Here is a 19,518-nt window from a genome sequence, read left to right as displayed (position 1 = left end):
ACGTTTCCAACGTCTCCCGCTCGGCTTTCGTCAACCGCAAACACGCTGCCGGTGCACTCATCAACCCAGCCTACCGAACAACGAGCTAGACAATTGCGAGACACACCACTAGATCAGGTCGCAACCACCGGGGACGAGGTCGCGGCGCTGATAGCACTCGACGCCGAGCAGCTTCTCCTGGATGTCGTCGGGCAGCGACATGAAGCCGGAGATGGCCCGGCTGCGATCGATCTCGGAACGGTGGGCGGTGACGGCCGCCCTCTTGCGGGCCGCGAGATCCGACACGTCGACCACCACGTCGATCTCCGACTCCGGAGTGCCGGGTAGCTGCTCCCGGGGGATGTCCGCGAACAGACTCTCCGCGAGGATGTCCATCATCCACTTCGGGATGGTGGCGAAGTACAGCGAACGCACGCGCCAGGCCGGCCCGGCGCGGTGATAGAGCTTCGTCGACGCCGCCGCGTCGGCCGCCGCGCACGCGAGCCGGTGCGCGTGGACGTGGTCGGGGTGACCGTAGATACCCAGCGGGTCGTAGGTGATCACGATGTCGGGTTGCACTGCCCGGATGTGGTGGGTGAGCGCACGGACCTGTTCGTCGAACGACGCCTCGCACAGCCGCTGCGCATCGGGTGCGGATTCTGGTCGCCGGTCGTCGGCATAGCCGAGCATGATCGGCGGGCGCGGCATGCCGAGGATGTCGACCGCGTCGGCGAGTTCGCGGTGCCGGACGGTGCCGTCGGTCCAGGTGCACATCACGAGGTCGACCTCGCCGCCGGCGTCGGTGTGACGCGCGATCAGGCCACCGGTCCACAGTGATTCGTCGTCGGGGTGCGCGTGCACCAACAGCAGTCGGGGTGTGCCCATCCACCTGGCTTCCTGATCGTTCCCGCACGGCACGGATGTCGTGCGGGGTAGTCGGTCCCCGACCCAGGGTAGCCACACCACCGCTCGGTAAAGTCGGTGTCCGTCACACGTGTCGCACCGGCGCGGAGATTTTCATCCGTCCGGTGCACGAGAACAGAACATGGAGGTCTGCGATGAGCGCTCAGCCCGAAGTCCACGAGTTCCAGGCCGAGACCCGGCAGCTGCTGGATCTCATGGTCCACTCGATCTACTCCAACAAGGACAGCTTCCTGCGCGAGCTGATCTCCAACGCGTCCGACGCACTGGACAAGCTGCGGCTGGAGTCCCTGCTCGACAAAGACCTCGACGTCGACACCTCCGACCTCCACATCACGCTCGACCCCGATGCCGAGGCCCGGACCCTCGTCGTGGCCGACAACGGCATCGGCATGACCCGCGACGAGGTCGTCGGCCTGATCGGCACGCTGGCCCGTTCGGGCACGGCCGAGTTGCGCCGGTCGCTCGCGGAGGCTCGCGCGAACGGGGTGTCCGACGCGGCGGCCGAGGAACTGATCGGTCAGTTCGGCATCGGCTTCTACTCGACGTTCATGGTCGCCGACAAGGTCACGCTGGTGACCCGTAAGGCGGGGGAGAGCACCGGCACCCGCTGGGAGTCGACCGGCGACGGAACCTACACGATCGACGACGTCCCCGACGCCCCGCAGGGCACCTCGGTCACGTTGGCGCTCAAGCCCGTCGACACCGAGGATCACCTCTACGACTATTCGGATCCGACCAAGCTCCGCCAGCTCGTGAAGCGGTACTCGGACTTCATCGCGTGGCCGATCCGGATGGACGTCGAGAAGACCGTTCCGGTGGAGACCCCCGACACCGAGGCCTCCGACGCCGACGACGCGGACGAGAAGAAAGCGCCGGAGACGAAGACGGTCGTCGAGGCCGAGACGATCAACTCGATGAAGGCGCTCTGGGCCAAGTCGCGCTCGGAGGTGACCGACGAGGAGTACCAGGAGTTCTACCGGCACGTCTCCCACGCCTGGGATGCGCCGCTGGAGACCATCACGCTGCAGGCCGAGGGCACCTTCGAGTACCAGGCGCTGCTGTTCATCCCGACGCAGCCACCGTTCGACCTGTTCATGCGCGACAGCAAGGTCGGCATCCACCTCTACGTCAAGCGCGTCTTCATCATGGACGACTGCGCCGAACTGATGCCGGAGTACCTGCGCTTCGTCAAGGGTGTCGTCGACGCGGCCGACCTGTCGCTGAACGTGTCCCGCGAGATCCTGCAACAGGACCGCCAGATCCGCGCGATCCGTCGCCGGCTCACCAAGAAGGTGATCTCGACGGTCACCGAGATGCGCGCCGGCCGGCCCGACGACTACCGCACGTTCTGGGATGCCTTCGGCCGGGTGTTCAAGGAAGGTCTGGTCAACGATCCGGACAACCGCGAGGCGCTCCTCAAGGCCTCGTCGTTCGCGACCACCCACTCCGAGGACGAACTGACCACACTCGCCGACTACATCGGCCGGATGAAGAGCGGTCAGGACACGATCTACTACATGACCGGCGAATCGCGTCAGCAGATCGTGAACTCGCCGCACATGGAAGCGTTCCGCGCCAAGGGAATCGAGGTTCTCGTCCTGTCCGATCCCGTCGACGAGATGTGGGTCTCGGCGGGTGCGGAGTTCGACGGCAAGTCGTTCCAGTCGATCGCCAAGGGCGCCGTCGACCTCGACGGTGACGACGAGGACGCCGACGATTCCGCCAAGGAGGAGCAGAACAAGACCTACGCCGACCTGCTGGGGTGGCTCACGAGCACCCTCTCCGACGACGTGAGTGAGACGCGACTCTCGTCGCGCCTCACCGAGTCGCCGGCGTGCCTGGTCGGTGACACGTTCTCGATGTCTCCGCAGCTGGAGAAGCTCTACCGGGCGTCCGGTCAGGAATTCCCCAAGTCCAAGCGGGCACTGGAGCTCAACCCTGATCACCCGCTCGTCGCCGCGCTGAACAAGGCCTACGGAGCCGGGGATCACGAACAACTGGTGCCGACGGCGAAGCTGCTGTACGGCATGGCCGTGATCGCCGAGGGCGGTGAGCTCGACGACCCGGCCGAGTTCGCGAAGCTGTTGGCCGGTCGGCTGACCGAATCGTTCGCGGCGAGCGGACCGTCGGCCGGTTCGGAGTCCTGATCGGTCTGTCCAGACCACGGGTACGCCGCACGTGAGCCGCCGAAGACGGATCGTCGTCTTCGGCGGCGTGGCGGTTGTCCTGGCGGTGGTGCTGGTCGCCGCGCTCGTCGTCGGGCTGGCCCGCGAGGACGAGCGGGCGGCCACCCCGTCCGAGGCGGTGCAGACCTATCTCGACGCGCTCGCCGATGCCGACGCCGACGCGGCTCTGGGTGTCATCGATCCGCGCCCCGACACCCGGTTTCTGTCCGACAACGTCCTGCGGGCTCAACACTCCGCGGCGCCGCTGGGCGACATCGAGGTCCGGTCTGCTGCCGACGGTGCGCCGGAGGAGAACGTCCGGGCAAGATACCGGATGGGTGCCCGGGTCATCGACACCGAGATCCGGACCGTACGGGTCGCCGACGGCTGGGCCGTCGTCGACGGCGCGATCGCGGTCCGGATCGAGTCGCTACGGGTTGTGCAACCGACGTTCTTCGGCGGCGAGGTCGAGGAAGGGGACACGGTGCACGTGTTCCCCGGACCGCAGCGCTGGGGCTCCCGCGACACCGACTTCGTCGCGCGCGTCGCAGACGACGATCCTCCGACCACGCCGAGAGGACCCATGTCCGTCCGCGTCGTCGGCGAACTGAGCGCCACCGGCGCCGGAGCCGTCAGCGATTCGGTGTCGGCGCACCTGACCGCGTGTGCGGCGTCGACCCAGGCCGATGCGGGGCGGCAGGTCGCGGGCTGTACCCAACGGTTGTACCGCTCCGCGGTGGACGGCAGTGTGCGGTGGACGGCTCCGAAAGACCTGTCCGGGCTGCGTTATCTGCTCCGTGTTCCGGTTTCGGATGCGAGTGGGGACAGCAGCCGGGACGGGTCGGGTCTGGGTGTCGTCGACGTCGTCGGCCCGGTGCGCTGGCGGGTGTCCTACACCCCCGAGTACGACGCGGACGGCCCCCGGGTGGAGACCGTCGACGAGCAGTACCTCGTGGGCCATGTCGACCTCACCGAGAGCAGTCCCGAGTTCGTCACCGACGGCTGACCCACCGAGTTCCGACCAGGTCGGGTCAGCGCGGTCGCAGCCGGAACACCGGGATGCGGCGGTCGGTGCGCTTCTCGTACAGATCGAAGTTCGGCCACACCGCCCGCAGCGTCTGCCAGGCCGCGTCCCGCTCGGCGTCGACCAGTTCGGTGGGCACCGCCTCCGACACCTCACCGTGGACGATGATCTCGATCTCGTCGGCAGCGCGGAGGTTGAAGACCCACGCCGGCATCTTGGGACCGCCGAAGTAGGAGCCTGCGATCAACCAGTCCGACCCGTCCGGGACGGCCAGGAGTTGCGTCGTCCGGATCGCACCACTCTTGCGGCCCGGGACCCGGATCGTGATGTTCGGCAGATCACCGATGTCGAGCAGGCTCAGCCGCTGTCCCGACACAGATTGAAGAACGCTGTCGCACCTGACGATCTGCGGGAGGAAGCGAGGCATCCAGGAGATCGACCCGATCTTCACCGCGAGTCCGCGCCGCACCGTCATGCGCCCAGTGTGTCACGGGGATTCGGCGAATCGACGTCGACTCCCCGGACCCGTGTCGAGTCTCCGCCGACGCCGTGACGGTTCGATGCCCTCCGGGCGGATGGGCACCGAGGTAGCGTTGCGGTCCGTGACGACCGGTGACAGCGTGACGCACATCTTGATCGACGGCGGCCAGACCGGCACCCGCGTGCGGATCGAGACGCCCGACGGTGGTTCCGACCACGACGCGCCCCCGATCCGTACCGACCGACCGGTCGTGGAGCAGATCGCCGCAACCGTGCGGGACATCCTTCGAACGGCGATGGTGAGGTCGGGTCCCGACGGGTCGCCCGGCCCGTCGGTGGTCGCGGCCGGCGTGTCCGGACTGACCCCCGGCGCCTCCCGCCCCATCGATCTCCTCGCCGCGCTCGCCGACGCAGGCGTCGACTCCGTTGCCCTCGCCCATGATTCGGTGACCGCGTATCTGGCCGCGAATCGTCACGAGTTCGGCGCGGTCACCGCGGTCGGGACGGGCGTGGTCACCCTCGGGGTCGGCCGGGGCGGTGTCCGCCGGGTCGACGGCTGGGGATACCTCTTCGGCGACGCCGGTAGTGCCTACTGGATCGGGCGGTCGGGCATCACCGCGGCACTGCGCGCCTTCGACGGCCGGGGGCCCGAGACGGCACTCCGCGTGGCCACCGAGGAGGAATTCGGTCCGCTGGCCGAGTTGTACATGTCGGTGCAGGCCGACCCCGACCGCGTCGCACGCATCGCCGCGTTCGCCCGGGCGGTCGACGCCGCATCGGAGGCCGGGGATGCGGCGGCCCAACAGGTCATCGACGACGCCGCCGACGAACTGGCGACGTCGGCGATGACCGCGCTCGACCGCAGCGGCCGCGGGCCCGGCGAGCCAGCACGCGTGAGCTGGGTCGGCGGTGTGATGTCGGCCAGTGATCGACTCCGAAACCGGTTCGTCGACACCATCTCTCGCCGAGCCCCGGAGGTGTCCGTGGAACCGCCGCACGGCCCGCCCTTCGACGGCGTCCGACTCCTCACCGATCTCGACGCCGCACACCCGCTGGCCGAGCACGTCTACCGTGGGACCTCTGCTCCCTGAGCCGAAAGAAGCGGCCCCCATTGCTCCCTAATCCAAAGGAACGACATGACCATTGCTCCCTGAGGTGCGAGGAGCGCCAGCGACGAGCCACGAAGGGCCTGGTGAGGCAGGTTGCGGAGCCCTTCGTGGCTCGCTTCGCTCGCACCTCAGGGAGCAGAGATGTGGAAGCCCACGCGTGTTCTTTCGTAGTCCACGACGGCCGCCAGGCCGCAGGTACTGAGGTGCGAGGAGCGCAAGCCGCCGGGCGGAGCAAGCGACCACGGAGCGCGTTGAGGTCGACGAGCCTCGAAGCTCAGGGCGACTCAGCGGCCCTTGAACTCGGGTTTGCGCTTCTCGAAGACGGCGGTGATGGCCTCGGTGAGGTCCTCGCTGGGCAGGAACGCGGAGTTCCACGCGGCGACGTAGCGGAGGCTGTCGTGGACGGCGGCGCTGCGCGAATGGTCGAGAACGGACTTGATGCCGTGGACCACGAGCGGCGGGTTGTCGGCGATCTCGCGGGCGGTCGAGCGGGCGAGCTCGAGCACGGCGGTCTGATCGTCGGCGACGTCGTTGACCAGACCGATCTTCTCGGCGCGGGCGGCGTCGATGTCCTTGCCGGTCAGCGCCAGCTCCCGCATGTGACCGTCGCCGATGATGAACGGCAGGCGCGCGAGTGTGCCCACGTCGGCGACCATCCCGACCTTCACCTCACGCACGCTGAACTTGGCGTCGGCGCTGGCGTAGCGCACATCGGCCGCGCAGATCAGGTCCACGCCGCCACCGATGCACCAGCCGGACACGGCCGCGACGACCGGCTTGCGACAGTCGGCGACCGCGGTGATGCCGGCCTGGAGTGTGCGCAGCGAGTCGAGGAATTCGGTGCGCGGCGCGGCTTTGGCGTCCCCGGCGAGGACGGCCGACAGCGTCCCGCCCATCGCGACGAGGTCGAGGCCGTAGGAGAAGTTCTTGCCCGACCCCGTCAGCACCACCGCGCGCACTTCCGGATCGGTGTCGAGGTGCCCGAACAGCTCTGGGAGTTCCTGCCAGAAGTCCGGTCCCATGGCATTGCCCTTGCCCGGGCCGATGAGGGTGACCTCGGCGATGTGGTCGGAGACGGTGATGTCGAACGCGGTCCAGGCGCGGTCGTTCCAGGCGTGGTCTGTCATGCGAGGGAGCCTACTCGGCGGTCAGAACCGGCGGTGTCCGGATCCGCCGACGGCGACCGGTCGGGCCGAGAGCGGTGCGTCGACCCTGTTAGATGGGTACATGAGCGGATACATCCAGGAGGACATCGACCCGGAGGAACTCGCGCACCGGACCGAACTCGCGTCCGCGATCGCGGGCAGCGTCCGGGACTTGATCGATGCGACGGTGCGCACCGAGGTCGGTGAGACAGACATCGCGGAGGCGAGGCGGCTCATCGCCGCCGCCACCGAGATCCTCCGGAAGGACCAGCTGCCGGGCCCGTTCGGCATCCGATTCAACTCCGACGGCACCAAACGGTCCTGGGGCAATGCCGTTCTGGGGCGGCGGAACCCGATCGCACCGCCGGTCGAGCTCCATCACGAATCCGAGTACAGCTGGCTCGAGGTCGCACTCGGTCCCCAGTACGAGGGTCCGGCCGGACTCGTCCACGGCGGCGTGCTCGCGCTCGTCTTCGACCAGCTGCTGGGTTCGACCGCGGAGTTCCAGGGTGTGCCCGGGATGACCGGCACCCTCACCGTCCGGTATCGGCGCGGTACGCCGCTCGGGGTGATCCGCGGCGAGGCGCGCGTCGATCGGGTCGAGGGTGTGAAGACGTTCGTCACAGGGACGATCTCGGTCGACGGCCAGCTCACGGCCGAGTCCGAGGGCATCTTCATCCTGCCGCGGTGGGCTCGCGGTGAGGTGCCCGACGCCATGCGGAACTCGGTCGGCGAGGGCTGAACGCCGCGGGCCGGCCCGTCGCCCGACGACCGGTCAGACCTCCGCGGGAGTCGATCGCGGCCCTACGGGTGAGTAGCGCGCACACAGGAACGCGCCGTTGCGTGCGAAGTCCTGCAACTCGAAGTCGTAGGCGCGCGGGAAGAGTGGTCGGCCCGACCCCAAGGTGACGGGCGCGATCGACACGATGACGTCGTCGAGCATTCCGGCTTCGGCGAACTGCGCGGCGAGGTCGCCGCCGCCCACGACCCAGACGTGGCGGTCGCCCGCTGCGTCGACCAGACGGTCACGGAGGTCTGCGGGGCTCCCGGCGACCACCGAGATGGTGTCCGACACCGGCGTCAGTGACTGATGGGTGAAGACGAACGTCGGTATGTCGTATGGCCACGGCTTCCCGTCGGAGACCTCGTGGTCGAGGATCCACCGGTAGGTCGTCGCGCCCATCACGGCGACACCGACCTGCCGGAAGAAGTCGTCGTAGTTCATCGGCCCGCCCTCCTCGAGCGGCTGGCTGAGCAGCCAGTCGAGGTTGTCCCGGTCGTCGGCGAGGAAGCCGTCGAGGGTCGTTGCCGTGTAGTAGCGGAATGCCATCAGAATCCTCCGGAGTGTTTGCGGTGCCACATGATCGGGTCGGGATCGAGAGTCGGGGCGGTGACGTCGACGCCGGAGTCCCGCAGCATCCAGCGGGCGACGAGCCGACGATGTGCGGAGAACGTCAACACGTGCGCGACGATCTGGGAGAGCAGGAACGATTCGGGTGGGTCGCACAAGGCGTCGATCACGCGGTCCTGCCACGCGCCGCGTCGGTCGATGTCACGGATCAGGGCGAGCCAGCGCGGTGCGATGTCGCGATGCAACTCGATGAGGTCGGTCAGTTGGGTCAGTGCGGCCGGCGGCAGGTCGGCTCCCTCGATCGTCGACAACCAGGGGAGTTTGTCGCCGACGAGATGGGAAATGACCTCTGCGAGAGACTCTTCCGGTCCACTCCAGGACAGCAGCTGGTTACCCGCGAAACGCGGCGCGGTCCACGACGCGGCGTCGAGCCCCTTCGCGGCGTCGAGGAGCGCCTCGATGTCGTCGAGGTCGTGGCGAATCATGAGCATCACCACGTTGCCCGCATCCTCGGTCGTGGGTGAGCCGCTGTCGACGTACAGCGCAGTGGGCGAGTGGAAGTGGATGCCGTTCGGCGCCGGCAGCCAGTGGCTGTGCTCTCCCACCGCACCCATGCGGCCGGGACTGTGTCCGAAGGCGCGGCTGAAGGCACGCGAGAAGCCGTCGACGGACGAGTACCCGGACTCGAAGGCCACGTCGGTCACCGACTGTCCCCGCTGGAGGAGCCACGCCGCACGTTCGAGGAGGACGCGGCGCCGCAGGGCCACCGGTGCCTCGCCGGCACCGCGCCGGACCTGCCGGGTGAAGTGGAACGGCGACGCGTAGGCGCCCGAGGCCATGTCGTCGAGCGAGGTGTTGTCCTCGGACAGCACCGCGTCGAGAAGCTGCCGGAGACGGTCACGGTCGGTAGAGGTCACCCTCTGAGTATGGAACCGCGAAAGCCGTTCCCGCCCGACCGAAATTGCTCCACCGGGCGGCGGTGCCGATCAGTCCCTCGTCAGCAGGGGGATCAGACGTTCGGTCTTGGCCTCGGTCCAGCCCGGCGGCTGCAGGATCTTGGCCCAGGCTGCCGGGATCGCGGACATGTAGTTGTGTCCGTGGCCGTCGGGGACTCCGACCGACACCGCCATGTCGGCGCTGACCTGCAAGAAGGTCACGAACGGGATCCACCGCATCGCCGACAGCACGTCGCGTCCGGGTTCCTCCTCGAGCCAGTCCGGCTCGCGGAGGATCAGTCGCGGGTTCCACCACGAGATCGGATCGGAGGCGTGCTGCAGATAAACCGCGCGACCCGACGGCGACGTCCACTCGGTGGTCGGCTTGTCGAGGTCCGGTGCGTCGGCGATGAATCGGACCTGTCGACCGTCGTCGTAAGTGGGCAACACTTCCGGCGTCCCGTCGTCGCGTGACCCGGTCGTGTCCACCCACAATTTGTTGTTGAAGGTCGGTCCGCTGAACAGGGCACCGTCAGTGCGCGCGCTCAGCGCCGGGATGGTCCCGAACGCCGACTCGGCCGCGAAGGAGCCGAGGCTCTCGCCGAAGACGACGAGCTTGGGGCGTTGGGCCTCAGGTACCTCGCGCACCCGTTCCGAGACCGCCTCGAAGAGCGCCTGCCCGGCCTGCCGCGCGCGTTCCTTGTCGACGAGGAACGACAACCAGCTCGGCAGGTACGAGTACTGCATGCTCACCGTCGCCGTGTCGCCGTTGTACATGTACTCGAGCGAGTCCACCGTCGCCTGGTTGATCCATCCGGTGCCGGTGGTGGAGGCGACCGCGATGAGTTTGCGCTGCAACCCGCCGGCGCGCACGAGTTCCTCTGCGGCGAGTTCGGCATTGGCACGCAGATCTGTACCCGAGCCGAGCCCGACGTAGGCGCGGATCGGTTCCATGGCGGGGGACCCGTTGAACGCGCTCAGCTCTTCCACGGTGGGCGACACCGAGATGAAGATCCGGCCTTGACGCCCGAGCGAATCCCAGGTCACCAGCGAACCCGGACCGCCCGAACGCTGCGGGGTGGTCGGCGGACTGGAGTCCGCCGTCGTTTCGTCGTTGACCGCCGCGAACGACGAGTTCAGCGCCTGCATACCGTAGTTGGCGACGACGCCGTTGAGGACCAGCACCGTGATGATGATCGCGATGGTCGCCGCGGCGAAGGCCGAGATACGCGGCGGCGCCACGCGATTGAGTTTCCGGACGAGCCACTTCACCCCGTCGCCCCACGCCTGCCCGATGGTCATCAGCAGGGCGAAGACCACCACGGCGATGAGCAGGATCTGCGGGTAGGCCGTCCAGGACAGGAGGTCGACCCCCATCATCGTCCGGACCTGGTCCTGCCACCGCTGGAACGCGACCAGCATGACGACGGTGCCCGCGATCGCGGCCAGGCCCAGCGCCGCCCAGAGCCGGCGCATCGGCGCGGGCCAGGGTTCCTCCCGGGAGATCATGTAACGGATCAGCCAGGACACCAGCACACCGAGGCCGTACCCGACCGCGGCCGAGGCCCCGCTCACGATGCCTTGGAACAGCGGCCCGCGCGGCAGGAGCGACGGCGTCACCGACAGCCACAGAAAGACGAGCGCGACCGTCAACCCGACGCAGGAATACCGGTGGAGCCGCCGCCGCCACCACGACGGCGTCTTCTCTTCTGCCGGGCCGGTGGCGCCGGACTGCTCCGGAACCGGTGCGTCGTCCGGTTCCGGAGCGGCAGGTGGTTGCGAGGTGGGCGTGGTCGACGACACGTGGGTTCCTCTTTTCTCGAGAACCCGAAAACCGTAACACCGATCGCGGTGTGGCAGCGGCGCTTACGGCGACCGTGACCGTCGTGCCATCCAGCGGCGTCCGTTACTTGACCTCAGACCGCAGAATCCGTAGCACCCCGAACGCCAGGGGCAGTCCGATCCAGATCACTGCCGAGACGAGCATCCTCGCCCATTCGCCCCCGGTCGCCCAGTCGCCCTCTTGAAAGGGCACGTTCGTCAAGCCGGTGTCCACCCACTGGCCGAGATTGTCCTTGAACCACGGGACCAGCTGGCTGACCACGGTCAGAGCGGTGGGCAGCGCGAAGTAGGCGACAATCGCGCCCGGGGTGTTCAGGATCAGGGCGGCGAAGCCGAAACCGAGCAGCAAGCCGAAGGTCTGCGAGACAAACGAATTCACGAACCCGGCGAGCGTGAGGTCCCAGGAGCCGGCGGGATCGGGGAACGCCAGACCGGCGATCCCGTTGCCGATGACGCCGAGGATGAGCGCGACCGCGACCGCCGCGACGGCGGTGAGGAGCGCCGCCACCAGCTTCGCTCCGACGACGCGCTGCCGTCGGGGTTCGAGGGTGAATGTCGTCAGCGCGGTGCGTTGGCTCCACTCCCCGGTCACGAGCAGGATCGCGAGGATGGGCAGAATGATGGCGGTCGGGATGTTCATCATCCCGAAGAACTGTCCGAGGTTGAGGTTCTCGGGGCTGTTGCGGTTCGCGATGAGCATCGCGATCACGACGATCGCCGCGATGACTCCGATCGAGGCGGTCAGCCAGAAACCCGCACGCGTGTCGACGAGCTTGCGCAGTTCGACGCGGACGAGTCGGGAGAACGGGATTCCGGGGCGCTCGACGTCGATCACGTCGGTGTGGGGCACGGGGGTGCCGAAGTCGGCGAGGGTCATCGGGCTGCTCCTTCGAGTGTGGTGTGTTCACGCTGGGTGTCCGCGGTCAGCTGCAGGAACATCGCCTCGAGCTGGGCGCCGTCCGCGGGCCGCAGCTCGGTGAGGACGACGCCGACGGCGGCCGCGGCGCGGCCCACGTCGATGGGGTCGGCGTCGACATCGAGTCCGCCGGAGGCGTTGCGCTGCACGGTGATCCCGGCTGCGTTCAGCGCCTCGCCGAGGGTCGCGTCGTCGAGTGATCGGACGCGTGTCCCGGCGCCGGCGAGCAGTTCGTCTTTGGTGCCCTGGGCCACGATCCGGCCGTTGCCGATCACGACGATGTCGTCGGCGACGATCTCGATCTCGTGCAACAGGTGCGACGACAGCAGCACCGTGCCGCCGCGATCGGCGTACCCGCGCAGCAGGGTTCGCATCCAGTGGATGCCCGCCGGGTCCAGTCCGTTGGCCGGTTCGTCGAGGATCAGGATCTTCGGGTCCCCGAGCAGGGCTGCGGCGATACCGAGACGCTGGCGCATGCCGAGGGAGTAGTTGCGCACTCGTCGCCCGGCCTCCTCCGGGGTGAGGCTGACCAGCTCGAGCATCTCGTCGACGCGGTCGTGGCCGATGCCCATGGTCATCGCCGACAGTCGCAGGACCTCCGCGCCCGTCCGGCCGGCGTGCTGAGCCGAGGCGTCCAGGAGGATGCCGACCTGCGTGCCGGGATTCGGGATGGACCGGTAGTCGACGCCGTAGAGTTGCGCCACCCCCGACGTCGGCGGCGTCAGCCCGGCGATGATCCGCATCGTCGTCGACTTCCCGGCGCCGTTGGGGCCCAGGAATCCGGTCACCTGCCCGGGGCGGCAGGTGAACGACACGTCGTCGACTGCGACGTAGTCGCCGTAGCGCTTCGTCAGATTCTTCACTGTGATCATGTCGTCCATCGTGTCGTTTCCGCACGGCGTGCACATCGGACCTCCGGACAGCGTCGTATCGACCGAAAGTCGTAGGGGTCGACACCCATCGGGAGGACGCGGGCACCACCGGCGCCCGACTACGGTGACGGTTGTGCGTCCTGAGCAGTACCAACCACCGATGACGTGGGCCAGCCGATTGTGGCGGCTCGCGGTGATGCTCTGCGTCTCGGCCGGCACCTTCGCCACCCGTGCGTCGTACCTGTGGGACCAGGCCCGGTGGTGGTTCGTCGCCGACCTCGCACTCGGGGTGCTCTCCTACATCGTCATCTGGTGGCGCCGAAGCCATCCCGTACCGGTCACGACGTTCACGAACATCGTGACCATCGTGTCGTCGTCGTCTCTCGGACCGGGCATTCTCGCCATGGTGTCCCTGTCGACCCGGCGTCGGTGGCGCGAGATCATCCCGCAGGCGGTGTTGTCCGTTGTCGCGGGGATCATCGCCCTCGCCTTCTTCGCCACTCCGACCGAGGCGAACGATCCCGTCATCGTCAGTTACTCGGTCACGGTGGTCGCGACGGCGGCGATGGTCGCGTGGGGTCTCTACATCGGTTCGCGGCGTGAGCTTCTCGCCAGCTGGCAGGCGCGCGCGCTGGCCTCCGAGGCCGAACAGCAGGCGAAGGTGATGCAGGCGCGTTCGCTCGAACGGGCGCGGATCGCACGCGAGATGCACGACATCCTCGCGCATCGGATCTCGGCGATGAGCATGTACGCGGGCGCATTGGCCTACCGTTCGGACCTGTCCGGAGAGCAGATCCGCGAGACGGCGCAGACCATCCAGGAGACCTCGCACCTGGCGTTGACCGAGCTGCGGGAGGTGCTCGGGGTTCTGCGGGAGGGGCCCGGCGACGCCGCGCCCGAGGAACCGCAAGGGGTTCCGGACCTGGCCGCGCTGATCGAGGAGGCGCGCCGGCTGGGGATGCGTGTGGACAGCCGATGCGACATCGATGTGAATTCGCTGGGCCCGGCGATCTCACGCACGCTGTATCGGTGTGTGCAGGAGGCCTTGACCAATGCGCGGCGTCATGCGCCGAGCGCGCCGGTGACCATGCACATCCGGGGCGGACCCGAGCACGGTGTGGATCTGCTCGTCGAGAATCCGCTACCGCTGACGGCGGGTTCAGGTGGTCCCACACCAGGATTCGGCCTCGTCGGCCTGGCCGAGCGGGTCGGGTTGCACGGCGGCAGGCAGTCGGTGACCGTGAGCGAGGACAAACGGTTCCTGTTGCACGTCTGGTTACCGTGGCAGTCATGACCGCCCGCATCATGATCGTCGACGACGACCCCCTCGTCCGTTCCGGACTCCGGCTCCTCCTCGGCGGTGATGCCGGCCTCGACATCGTCGCCGAGGCGGGCAACGGGCAGGAGGCCCTCGACACCCATGCCACGGCGCCCGTGGATCTCGTCCTCATGGATCTGCGGATGCCGGTGCTCGACGGGATCGCGGCCACCGGCCGCTTCAAGGCACTGGCCTCGCCACCCGCGATCATCGTGCTCACGACCTTCGACGCCGACGACTACGTCGTCCGCGCACTCGCGATGGGTGCCGACGGATTCCTGCTCAAGGACACGCCACCCGACGACATCGTCGCGGCCATCCACCAAGTGCTCGACGGTCGACCTGCCCTGAGTCCCTCGGTGACCGCCGCGTTGATCAAGCAGGTCGTCACCAGCGGCGGTCACCGAACCTCGTCCGCGGTCGAACGTGTCGACCGACTCACCGCACGCGAGCGTGATGTGGCCGTCGAGCTCGCCCGCGGGGCGTCGAACGCCGAGATCGCTGAACGGCTCTACATGAGTCTTGCGACGGTCAAGGCGCACATCTCGCACATCTTCACCAAACTCGACGCGGGCAACCGGGTCCAGGTCGCGATCCTGATGCACGACGCCGGGATGGTGTGACGTCGACACACCCACCCCTTTTTCGTGAACCCACCCGGTCCGAGCGTGGTGCGTTTACGGAAAAGGGGTGGGTTTGCGAATTCCGTGGGCGCGGAGCCGCCTACCCGCCGGTTGAGCCTGTCGAAACCCCCGGGCCCGTCACCAGCGGAAGGTCGAGTGTGGTGCGAAGTCCCGCGGGCCCGTCGACCACCGCGGGGATGGCGTTCACGATCCGGCCGGCCGCGGCGACGATGGCGGCGTGGTTGTGGTCACCCTTGCGGCTCGTCGGCATGATGTCGACGGTGTACGACGGTTCGCCGGTGATCTCGACGCGGTAGCACCCGCCGGGCTGAGCCGGCTGCGCCCAGTCCGGCCGCAGGTCACCTCGAAGCCGCGTCACGTGCTCGATGACGATCACGGGTTCGCCGGCCACCTTGCCGATGATCTCGAAACGCACGGCCGCGCGGGTGCCCGCAGCGATGTGACCGGCCGCGATGTCGAAATCCTCCGGCGCAGGCTCGCTTTCGGAGATCTCCTCGATGTCGTCGACGGTGACGCCGAGACCGGCGGCCAGTTGCCGGATCGTCGTGCCCCATGCCAACCCCAGTACCCCCGGCAGGAACAGCATGGGGGTCTCGTCGAGCGGTTTGCCGAAGCCCATGACGTCGAACATGACGGTCGCCCCGTCATAGGTCGCGTAGTCGGCGATCTCCATGCAGCGCACCTGCTCGATGTGCTGGCAGGTGCCTGCGAAGACGAACGGGATGAGGTCGTTGGCGAAACCGGGATCGACCCCGGTCACGAACAGGCTGGCGCCGCTGCCCGCGGTGGTCTCGTCGATCTTGGCGATCGCCTTCGCGGGCATCACGTCCCAGGGGTACTGGAGCGTGTTCGGGGAGGACCCGACGACGTCGATCCCGGCGGCGAGGATGCGCACCACATCGTCGAAGGCCTCGACGGGACGTGTGTCACCCATGGCGCAGTACACGACACAATCCGGCTTCGTCGCGATCACCTCGTCGAGGTCGCCCACCGCCAGGACTCCGGTGGGTGTCTCCAGCCCGGCGAGCGTCGCGGCGTCGACACCGACTTTTTCAGGGGTGGACACGCAGACGGCCACGAGTTCGAACCGCGGGTCCTCGATCAGCTGGGTGAGGCACAACCGGCCGACGTTGCCGGTTCCGACGAGAGCTACCCGGAAGGACATGGCGTGGAACTCCTTGTGTTCGATCGGCGCCGGTGGGGCGTGGTGTACACCTGTCCGGACGTTTGTCTGTTCAGTAGACCATTTTTCGGTGGAACCTGTTCTATTTTCGCGCTCGTCGCGGTAGCGTTGCCGCCCATGGGACGCGTAGACGACAAGGTTGCAGTGATCACCGGTGGTTCGCGGGGCATGGGCGCCGAGCACGCCCGGGCCCTCGTGGCCGAGGGGGCGAAGGTGGTGATCGGCGACATCCTCGACGATGAGGGCAAGGCGCTGGCCGCCGAACTGGGGGACGCGGCGCGCTACGTCCACCTCGATGTCACCTCGCCCGAGGACTGGCAGACGACGGTGTCCACCGCGGTAGACGAGTTCGGCAAGGTCAACGTCCTGGTGAACAATGCCGGCATCGTGAACGGTTCGACGATCCAGAAGTTCCGGCTGGACAAGTGGAAGCAGATCCTGGACGTGAACCTGACGGGCACGTTCCTCGGAATCCAGGCGGTCGCGGACCTGATGATCGACGCCGGCGGTGGCTCGATCATCAACGTCTCGTCGGTGGAGGGCCTGCGCGGAAGTCCCTGGGCGCACGGCTATGTCGCGAGCAAGTGGGGCGTGCGTGGTCTGGCGAAATCGGTTGCGCTCGAACTGGCTCCGCACAACGTGCGGGTGAACTCCATCCACCCGGGTCTCATCCGGACGCCGATGACCGAGGGGATCCCCGACGACATGGTGACCGTGCCGATGGGTCGGGCCGCGGAGTCACGCGAGGTGTCGACCTTCGTGGTGTTCCTGGCCAGCGACGAGTCCTCGTACGCGACCGGTGCCGAGTTCGTGATGGACGGCGGCCTCAGCGCCGACGTGCCACACAAGTGAACGCCCACACCAGGACGACCATCCCGATCAGTTCGACGAGTGTCTGCGTGATCACCGTCGCCGCGGCCAGTTCCGCCCCGACCGGCAGCGCCAGCGCGAGTGGCAGGACGACGAGCGAGTTGCGGGTGGCTCCGGAGAAGACGACCGCCGTCGACGGCTCCGGGGCCAGGCGGAACATGTGTGCCACCGCGACACCGGCCGCCACCATGATCGCGAGGAACGCGGCGTAGACCGGGATCACCCCGACGATGTCGGCAAAACGCGAACCGACGAGAGGTACCTGGGAACTCACGGCGACGAAGAGTACGGCCACCATGAGCGGGACCATCGTCATCGTGGCGCCGACCAAGGCTCGACGACCCGCCTCGGATCGTTCCGCCCACGCCTGGGTGAGCCACGCCAGTGCCAGCGGGCAGAGGATGAGGACAGCGAACGCCCAGAGGAACGGCTCCGGCTCGATCACCGACCGTCCGTCACCGAGCAGCAGCACCAGATACAGCGGTGTCAGCAGCATCTGGGCGAGGAGCAGCAGCGGCGTCGCGGCAAGGAGTCGTCGGGCGTCCCCGCCGCCGAGCCCGGCGAACACGACGACGTAGTCGACGCACGGACACAGCAGCACCAGTAGCGCGCCGAGACGGATCGCGTCGTCGGCGGGCAGCGCTGAGGACAACACGGCCACCACAAGAGGCGCCACGACGAAGTTCAGGAACAGCACCGCGACCAGGAACCGTCGGTCACGCAGCGATTCCAGGAGATCGGACCGGCGGATCTGCAGAAAGGTGACATAGAGCAGCGCGGCGAGCAGCGGCGTGATCGCCGACTCGAGGCCCTCGGCGGGACCGGGTGCGGCCAGTCCCGCACACAGTCCGGCGAGTATCGCGCCGAGGTAGAGGGCGACCTGGTGACGTTCGAGGCGGTCGACGACGGTCGCGGGTCTTGGCACCGAATCATTCTGCGACACCGCGGCCGCGTTCACCGACACCGCCATGGCGCGGTACGGCAGACTCGACCGGGTGATCACCCCGTCCCGTCGCACCGACGTCGCGCTACTGGTCGTGGTGATCGTGTTCCTCGTCGCGGTGAACATCGGTGCGCATCTCGCGGACGGCCCGCTGTCGGTGGCGATCGTCCCGGTTGCCGCCGTCGTGGCCGTGGGCATCGCCCGCCTCGCCGGCCTCGGCTGGCGGGACCTCGGCCTGAGCCGTGCGGAACTGCGCGCCGGCATCCCGGTCGCCGTGGCCGCGGTCCTCGTGGTCGCGGCGGTGGTCTCGACAGCGGTCGCGATCCCGGCGACGCGTGAGTTCTTCCTGTCCGACCGCTACGACGACACCTCCGAGGCCCTCCTGGCGGCGTTCGTGATCATCCCGCTGCAGACCGTTCTCCCGGAGGAGGTCTTGTTCCGCGGTGTGCTGCAAGGGGTTCTGGGCCGGTTGTTCGCCCCGTTGACGACGCTGGTCGTCGGTGCGATCGCCTTCGGTTTGTGGCACATCCTGTCCTCGACCGGTCTCACCGCGGGCAACGAAGGCCTGAGCGGCGTACTGGGTGCCGGGACGGTTGCACAGATCGCCGGCATCGCAGGCGCGGTCGTGGCAACCGGGGCCGCGGGTTTCGTGCTCGGGTGGTTACGGCAACGCACCACGAGCCTCCTCGCACCGATCGCCTTGCACTGGGCACTGAACGCCACCGGGGCGATCGGTGCCGCGGTGGCCTGGCAGGTGTCGTAGACCGAACACCTCCGGCGCGCCACAGCACCACGAACCCTGCTCCCTAATCCGAAAGAAGCCCATAACCCCTGCTCCCTGAGCCTGGATATTTCACTGATGTTGCTGGTGTTCGGCGTGTGATACGCGAAAGTGCCTGTCTGCCTTGTGATTATTGATTCACCACAAACAAATAGTCACAAGAAGAAAGGCACCTCGCAGGTGAAGAATAACGTGTATCCCGAGTTGACGGTGGACCCCACGCGCACTGAGTCGGTGCTGACGACCTCGGGCGGGGTGTTGCTGACGAAAACCGTGCAGGTCTCGGGCCTGGGAGCCGAGCTGACCGCGGCGATGGCGCCGTGGCGGACCGCGGCCACGGTCCATGATCCGGCCAAGATCGTGCTGGATCTGGCGCTCACCTTGGCGACCGGTGGTGACTGTGTGGCCGATGTGGCCACAGTCCGGGCTCAGCCACAGTTGTACGGGCAGGTGGCCTCTGATCCGACGATTTCGCGGGTGATCAGCAGGCTGGCTACCGATGTCGAGGCGGTCAGTACCGCGATCAGCGCGGCTCGCGCCGCGGCGCGGGAGCGGGTGTGGGGCATTGCCCGCCCGTTGGAGGGCACCGCGGGCAGCATCGATGGCGGGCTGGTGATCGTTGATCTCGATGCCACGACCGTGACCGCAGGATCGGCCAAAGAACAGGCCCAGACAACGTATAAGCGGGTGTTCGGGCATTCCCCGATGTGTTCGTTCGTCGACCACGGCGCCTTCGGCACCGGGGAAACACTGAACCTGGACCTGCGGCGTGGAGGTGCCTCACCCAAAGGTGCGGACATGCACATCGCGGCCCTCGAGGCGGCGTTGGCCCAGCTGCCCGCCGCTGAACGCGCCCAGGTGCTCATACGTACCGATTCGGCCGGGTGTGCCAAAAAGTTCCTGGCCCACCTGACCGAGCAGAATCTGCAGTACTCGGTCGGGTTCACCATCTCCGAACTGGTCAAAGACGCATTGGACGTGCTGCCTGAGGCCGCCTGGGTGACCGCGATCAACACCGACGACGCCGATCCACGAGC

The 19,518-nt window shown here is 67.8% G+C and carries 19 protein-coding genes; 9 read left to right on the top strand and 10 right to left on the bottom strand.

What is annotated here, in order from left to right; genetic code table 11:
* Nucleotides 1-108: 108 nt before the first annotated feature.
* A complete protein-coding gene (locus FFS52_RS22305; protein ID WP_065629859.1) occupies nucleotides 109-864 on the bottom strand; it encodes a PIG-L family deacetylase in 756 nt (251 codons plus the stop codon).
* Nucleotides 865-1,037: 173 nt separating this feature from the next.
* Here FFS52_RS22305 and htpG point away from each other — a divergent pair, with 173 nt between their 5' ends.
* Nucleotides 1,038-3,050, top strand: a complete 2,013-nt coding sequence (gene htpG / locus FFS52_RS22300) for a molecular chaperone HtpG (RefSeq protein WP_065629860.1) — start codon at nucleotides 1,038-1,040, stop codon at nucleotides 3,048-3,050.
* A 31-nt stretch (nucleotides 3,051-3,081) separates the two neighbouring features.
* Nucleotides 3,082-4,074 (top strand): hypothetical protein, encoded by a 993-nt coding sequence (locus FFS52_RS22295; RefSeq protein WP_065629861.1) that lies wholly within the window; start codon nucleotides 3,082-3,084, stop codon nucleotides 4,072-4,074.
* 25 nt (nucleotides 4,075-4,099) lie between these two features.
* Here FFS52_RS22295 and FFS52_RS22290 read toward each other — a convergent pair whose 3' ends face one another.
* Entirely contained in the window at nucleotides 4,100-4,567 is a 468-nt protein-coding gene (locus tag FFS52_RS22290) for a nitroreductase family deazaflavin-dependent oxidoreductase (protein ID WP_065629862.1), read from the bottom strand.
* A 100-nt stretch (nucleotides 4,568-4,667) separates the two neighbouring features.
* Between FFS52_RS22290 and FFS52_RS22285 the strand changes: the two genes are divergently transcribed.
* Nucleotides 4,668-5,663 carry a BadF/BadG/BcrA/BcrD ATPase family protein gene (locus FFS52_RS22285; protein WP_065629863.1) on the top strand — a complete coding sequence of 332 codons (996 nt, stop codon included), beginning with the start codon at nucleotides 4,668-4,670 and terminating at the stop codon, nucleotides 5,661-5,663.
* Between the two features lie 302 nt (nucleotides 5,664-5,965).
* On the opposite strand, the gene FFS52_RS22280 is transcribed toward FFS52_RS22285, so the two are convergent.
* Entirely contained in the window at nucleotides 5,966-6,808 is an 843-nt protein-coding gene (locus FFS52_RS22280; protein ID WP_065629864.1) for a crotonase/enoyl-CoA hydratase family protein, read from the bottom strand.
* A gap of 100 nt (nucleotides 6,809-6,908) precedes the next feature.
* Here FFS52_RS22280 and FFS52_RS22275 point away from each other — a divergent pair, with 100 nt between their 5' ends.
* Complete coding sequence (locus FFS52_RS22275) at nucleotides 6,909-7,568, top strand: PaaI family thioesterase (protein ID WP_055475413.1); 660 nt, start codon at nucleotides 6,909-6,911, stop codon at nucleotides 7,566-7,568.
* Between the two features lie 33 nt (nucleotides 7,569-7,601).
* On the opposite strand, the gene FFS52_RS22270 is transcribed toward FFS52_RS22275, so the two are convergent.
* The 5 genes from FFS52_RS22270 to FFS52_RS22250 all read right to left on the bottom strand — a co-directional run bounded on the left by FFS52_RS22270 (nucleotide 7,602) and on the right by FFS52_RS22250 (nucleotide 12,751).
* Complete coding sequence (locus tag FFS52_RS22270) at nucleotides 7,602-8,156, bottom strand: dihydrofolate reductase family protein (RefSeq protein ID WP_055475414.1); 555 nt, start codon at nucleotides 8,154-8,156, stop codon at nucleotides 7,602-7,604.
* Entirely contained in the window at nucleotides 8,156-9,094 is a 939-nt protein-coding gene (locus FFS52_RS22265) for an AraC family transcriptional regulator (RefSeq protein WP_055475415.1), read from the bottom strand. The genes FFS52_RS22270 and FFS52_RS22265 overlap by 1 nt, the downstream gene beginning before the upstream one ends.
* Before the next feature lie 69 nt (nucleotides 9,095-9,163).
* Entirely contained in the window at nucleotides 9,164-10,915 is a 1,752-nt protein-coding gene (locus FFS52_RS22260) for an alpha/beta-hydrolase family protein (protein WP_055475416.1), read from the bottom strand.
* A 103-nt stretch (nucleotides 10,916-11,018) separates the two neighbouring features.
* Nucleotides 11,019-11,831: an ABC transporter permease gene (locus FFS52_RS22255; protein ID WP_055475417.1), complete on the bottom strand. Its 813-nt coding sequence runs from the start codon at nucleotides 11,829-11,831 to the stop codon at nucleotides 11,019-11,021.
* Nucleotides 11,828-12,751: an ATP-binding cassette domain-containing protein gene (locus FFS52_RS22250; RefSeq protein ID WP_055475418.1), complete on the bottom strand. Its 924-nt coding sequence runs from the start codon at nucleotides 12,749-12,751 to the stop codon at nucleotides 11,828-11,830. Before FFS52_RS22250 ends, FFS52_RS22255 begins: the two co-directional genes overlap by 4 nt.
* A 151-nt stretch (nucleotides 12,752-12,902) precedes the next feature.
* Between FFS52_RS22250 and FFS52_RS22245 the strand changes: the two genes are divergently transcribed.
* Entirely contained in the window at nucleotides 12,903-14,036 is a 1,134-nt protein-coding gene (locus FFS52_RS22245; protein WP_231632669.1) for a histidine kinase, read from the top strand.
* Nucleotides 14,033-14,683 carry a response regulator transcription factor gene (locus FFS52_RS22240; protein ID WP_055475420.1) on the top strand — a complete coding sequence of 217 codons (651 nt, stop codon included), beginning with the start codon at nucleotides 14,033-14,035 and terminating at the stop codon, nucleotides 14,681-14,683. Before FFS52_RS22245 ends, FFS52_RS22240 begins: the two co-directional genes overlap by 4 nt.
* Nucleotides 14,684-14,783: 100 nt before the next feature.
* On the opposite strand, the gene FFS52_RS22235 is transcribed toward FFS52_RS22240, so the two are convergent.
* Nucleotides 14,784-15,869 (bottom strand): diacylglycerol kinase, encoded by a 1,086-nt coding sequence (locus FFS52_RS22235; protein ID WP_055475421.1) that lies wholly within the window; start codon nucleotides 15,867-15,869, stop codon nucleotides 14,784-14,786.
* A gap of 135 nt (nucleotides 15,870-16,004) precedes the next feature.
* Here FFS52_RS22235 and FFS52_RS22230 point away from each other — a divergent pair, with 135 nt between their 5' ends.
* Complete coding sequence (locus tag FFS52_RS22230) at nucleotides 16,005-16,739, top strand: glucose 1-dehydrogenase (protein ID WP_055475422.1); 735 nt, start codon at nucleotides 16,005-16,007, stop codon at nucleotides 16,737-16,739.
* Here FFS52_RS22230 and FFS52_RS22225 read toward each other — a convergent pair.
* Nucleotides 16,714-17,682: a bile acid:sodium symporter gene (locus tag FFS52_RS22225; RefSeq protein ID WP_226513419.1), complete on the bottom strand. Its 969-nt coding sequence runs from the start codon at nucleotides 17,680-17,682 to the stop codon at nucleotides 16,714-16,716. The genes FFS52_RS22230 and FFS52_RS22225 overlap by 26 nt on opposite strands.
* Nucleotides 17,683-17,752: 70 nt before the next feature.
* Here FFS52_RS22225 and FFS52_RS22220 point away from each other — a divergent pair, with 70 nt between their 5' ends.
* Together FFS52_RS22220 and FFS52_RS22215 are read left to right on the top strand one after the other, a co-directional pair.
* Nucleotides 17,753-18,463: a CPBP family intramembrane glutamic endopeptidase gene (locus FFS52_RS22220; RefSeq protein WP_078114053.1), complete on the top strand. Its 711-nt coding sequence runs from the start codon at nucleotides 17,753-17,755 to the stop codon at nucleotides 18,461-18,463.
* 144 nt (nucleotides 18,464-18,607) lie between these two features.
* The coding region (locus FFS52_RS22215) for a transposase (RefSeq protein WP_212743753.1) at nucleotides 18,608-19,518 on the top strand (911 nt) is incomplete at its 3' end.

The sequence above is a fragment of the Gordonia sp. ALPHA1B1 genome (genome assembly GCF_005502615.1).
Lineage (GTDB): Bacteria > Actinomycetota > Actinomycetes > Mycobacteriales > Mycobacteriaceae > Gordonia > Gordonia hongkongensis.
Note: the sequence above shows the minus strand (reverse complement) of the source record. Positions and strands in the feature narration are given on the sequence as shown.

Excerpts from the sequence above, each read along its gene's own strand:
- FFS52_RS22290 (WP_065629862.1), bottom strand. The coding sequence starts at position 4,567 with ATGACGGTGCGGCGCGGACTCGCGGTGAAGATCGGGTCGATCTCCTGG.
- FFS52_RS22275 (WP_055475413.1), top strand. The coding sequence starts at position 6,909 with ATGAGCGGATACATCCAGGAGGACATCGACCCGGAGGAACTCGCGCAC.
- FFS52_RS22280 (WP_065629864.1), bottom strand. The coding sequence starts at position 6,808 with ATGACAGACCACGCCTGGAACGACCGCGCCTGGACCGCGTTCGACATC.
- htpG (WP_065629860.1), top strand. The coding sequence starts at position 1,038 with ATGAGCGCTCAGCCCGAAGTCCACGAGTTCCAGGCCGAGACCCGGCAG.
- FFS52_RS22270 (WP_055475414.1), bottom strand. The coding sequence starts at position 8,156 with ATGGCATTCCGCTACTACACGGCAACGACCCTCGACGGCTTCCTCGCC.
- FFS52_RS22230 (WP_055475422.1), top strand. The coding sequence starts at position 16,005 with ATGGGACGCGTAGACGACAAGGTTGCAGTGATCACCGGTGGTTCGCGG.
- FFS52_RS22285 (WP_065629863.1), top strand. The coding sequence starts at position 4,668 with ATGGGCACCGAGGTAGCGTTGCGGTCCGTGACGACCGGTGACAGCGTG.
- FFS52_RS22245 (WP_231632669.1), top strand. The coding sequence starts at position 12,903 with ATGACGTGGGCCAGCCGATTGTGGCGGCTCGCGGTGATGCTCTGCGTC.
- FFS52_RS22240 (WP_055475420.1), top strand. The coding sequence starts at position 14,033 with ATGACCGCCCGCATCATGATCGTCGACGACGACCCCCTCGTCCGTTCC.
- FFS52_RS22250 (WP_055475418.1), bottom strand. The coding sequence starts at position 12,751 with ATGGACGACATGATCACAGTGAAGAATCTGACGAAGCGCTACGGCGAC.
- FFS52_RS22305 (WP_065629859.1), bottom strand. The coding sequence starts at position 864 with ATGGGCACACCCCGACTGCTGTTGGTGCACGCGCACCCCGACGACGAA.
- FFS52_RS22255 (WP_055475417.1), bottom strand. The coding sequence starts at position 11,831 with ATGACCCTCGCCGACTTCGGCACCCCCGTGCCCCACACCGACGTGATC.
- FFS52_RS22235 (WP_055475421.1), bottom strand. The coding sequence starts at position 15,869 with ATGTCCTTCCGGGTAGCTCTCGTCGGAACCGGCAACGTCGGCCGGTTG.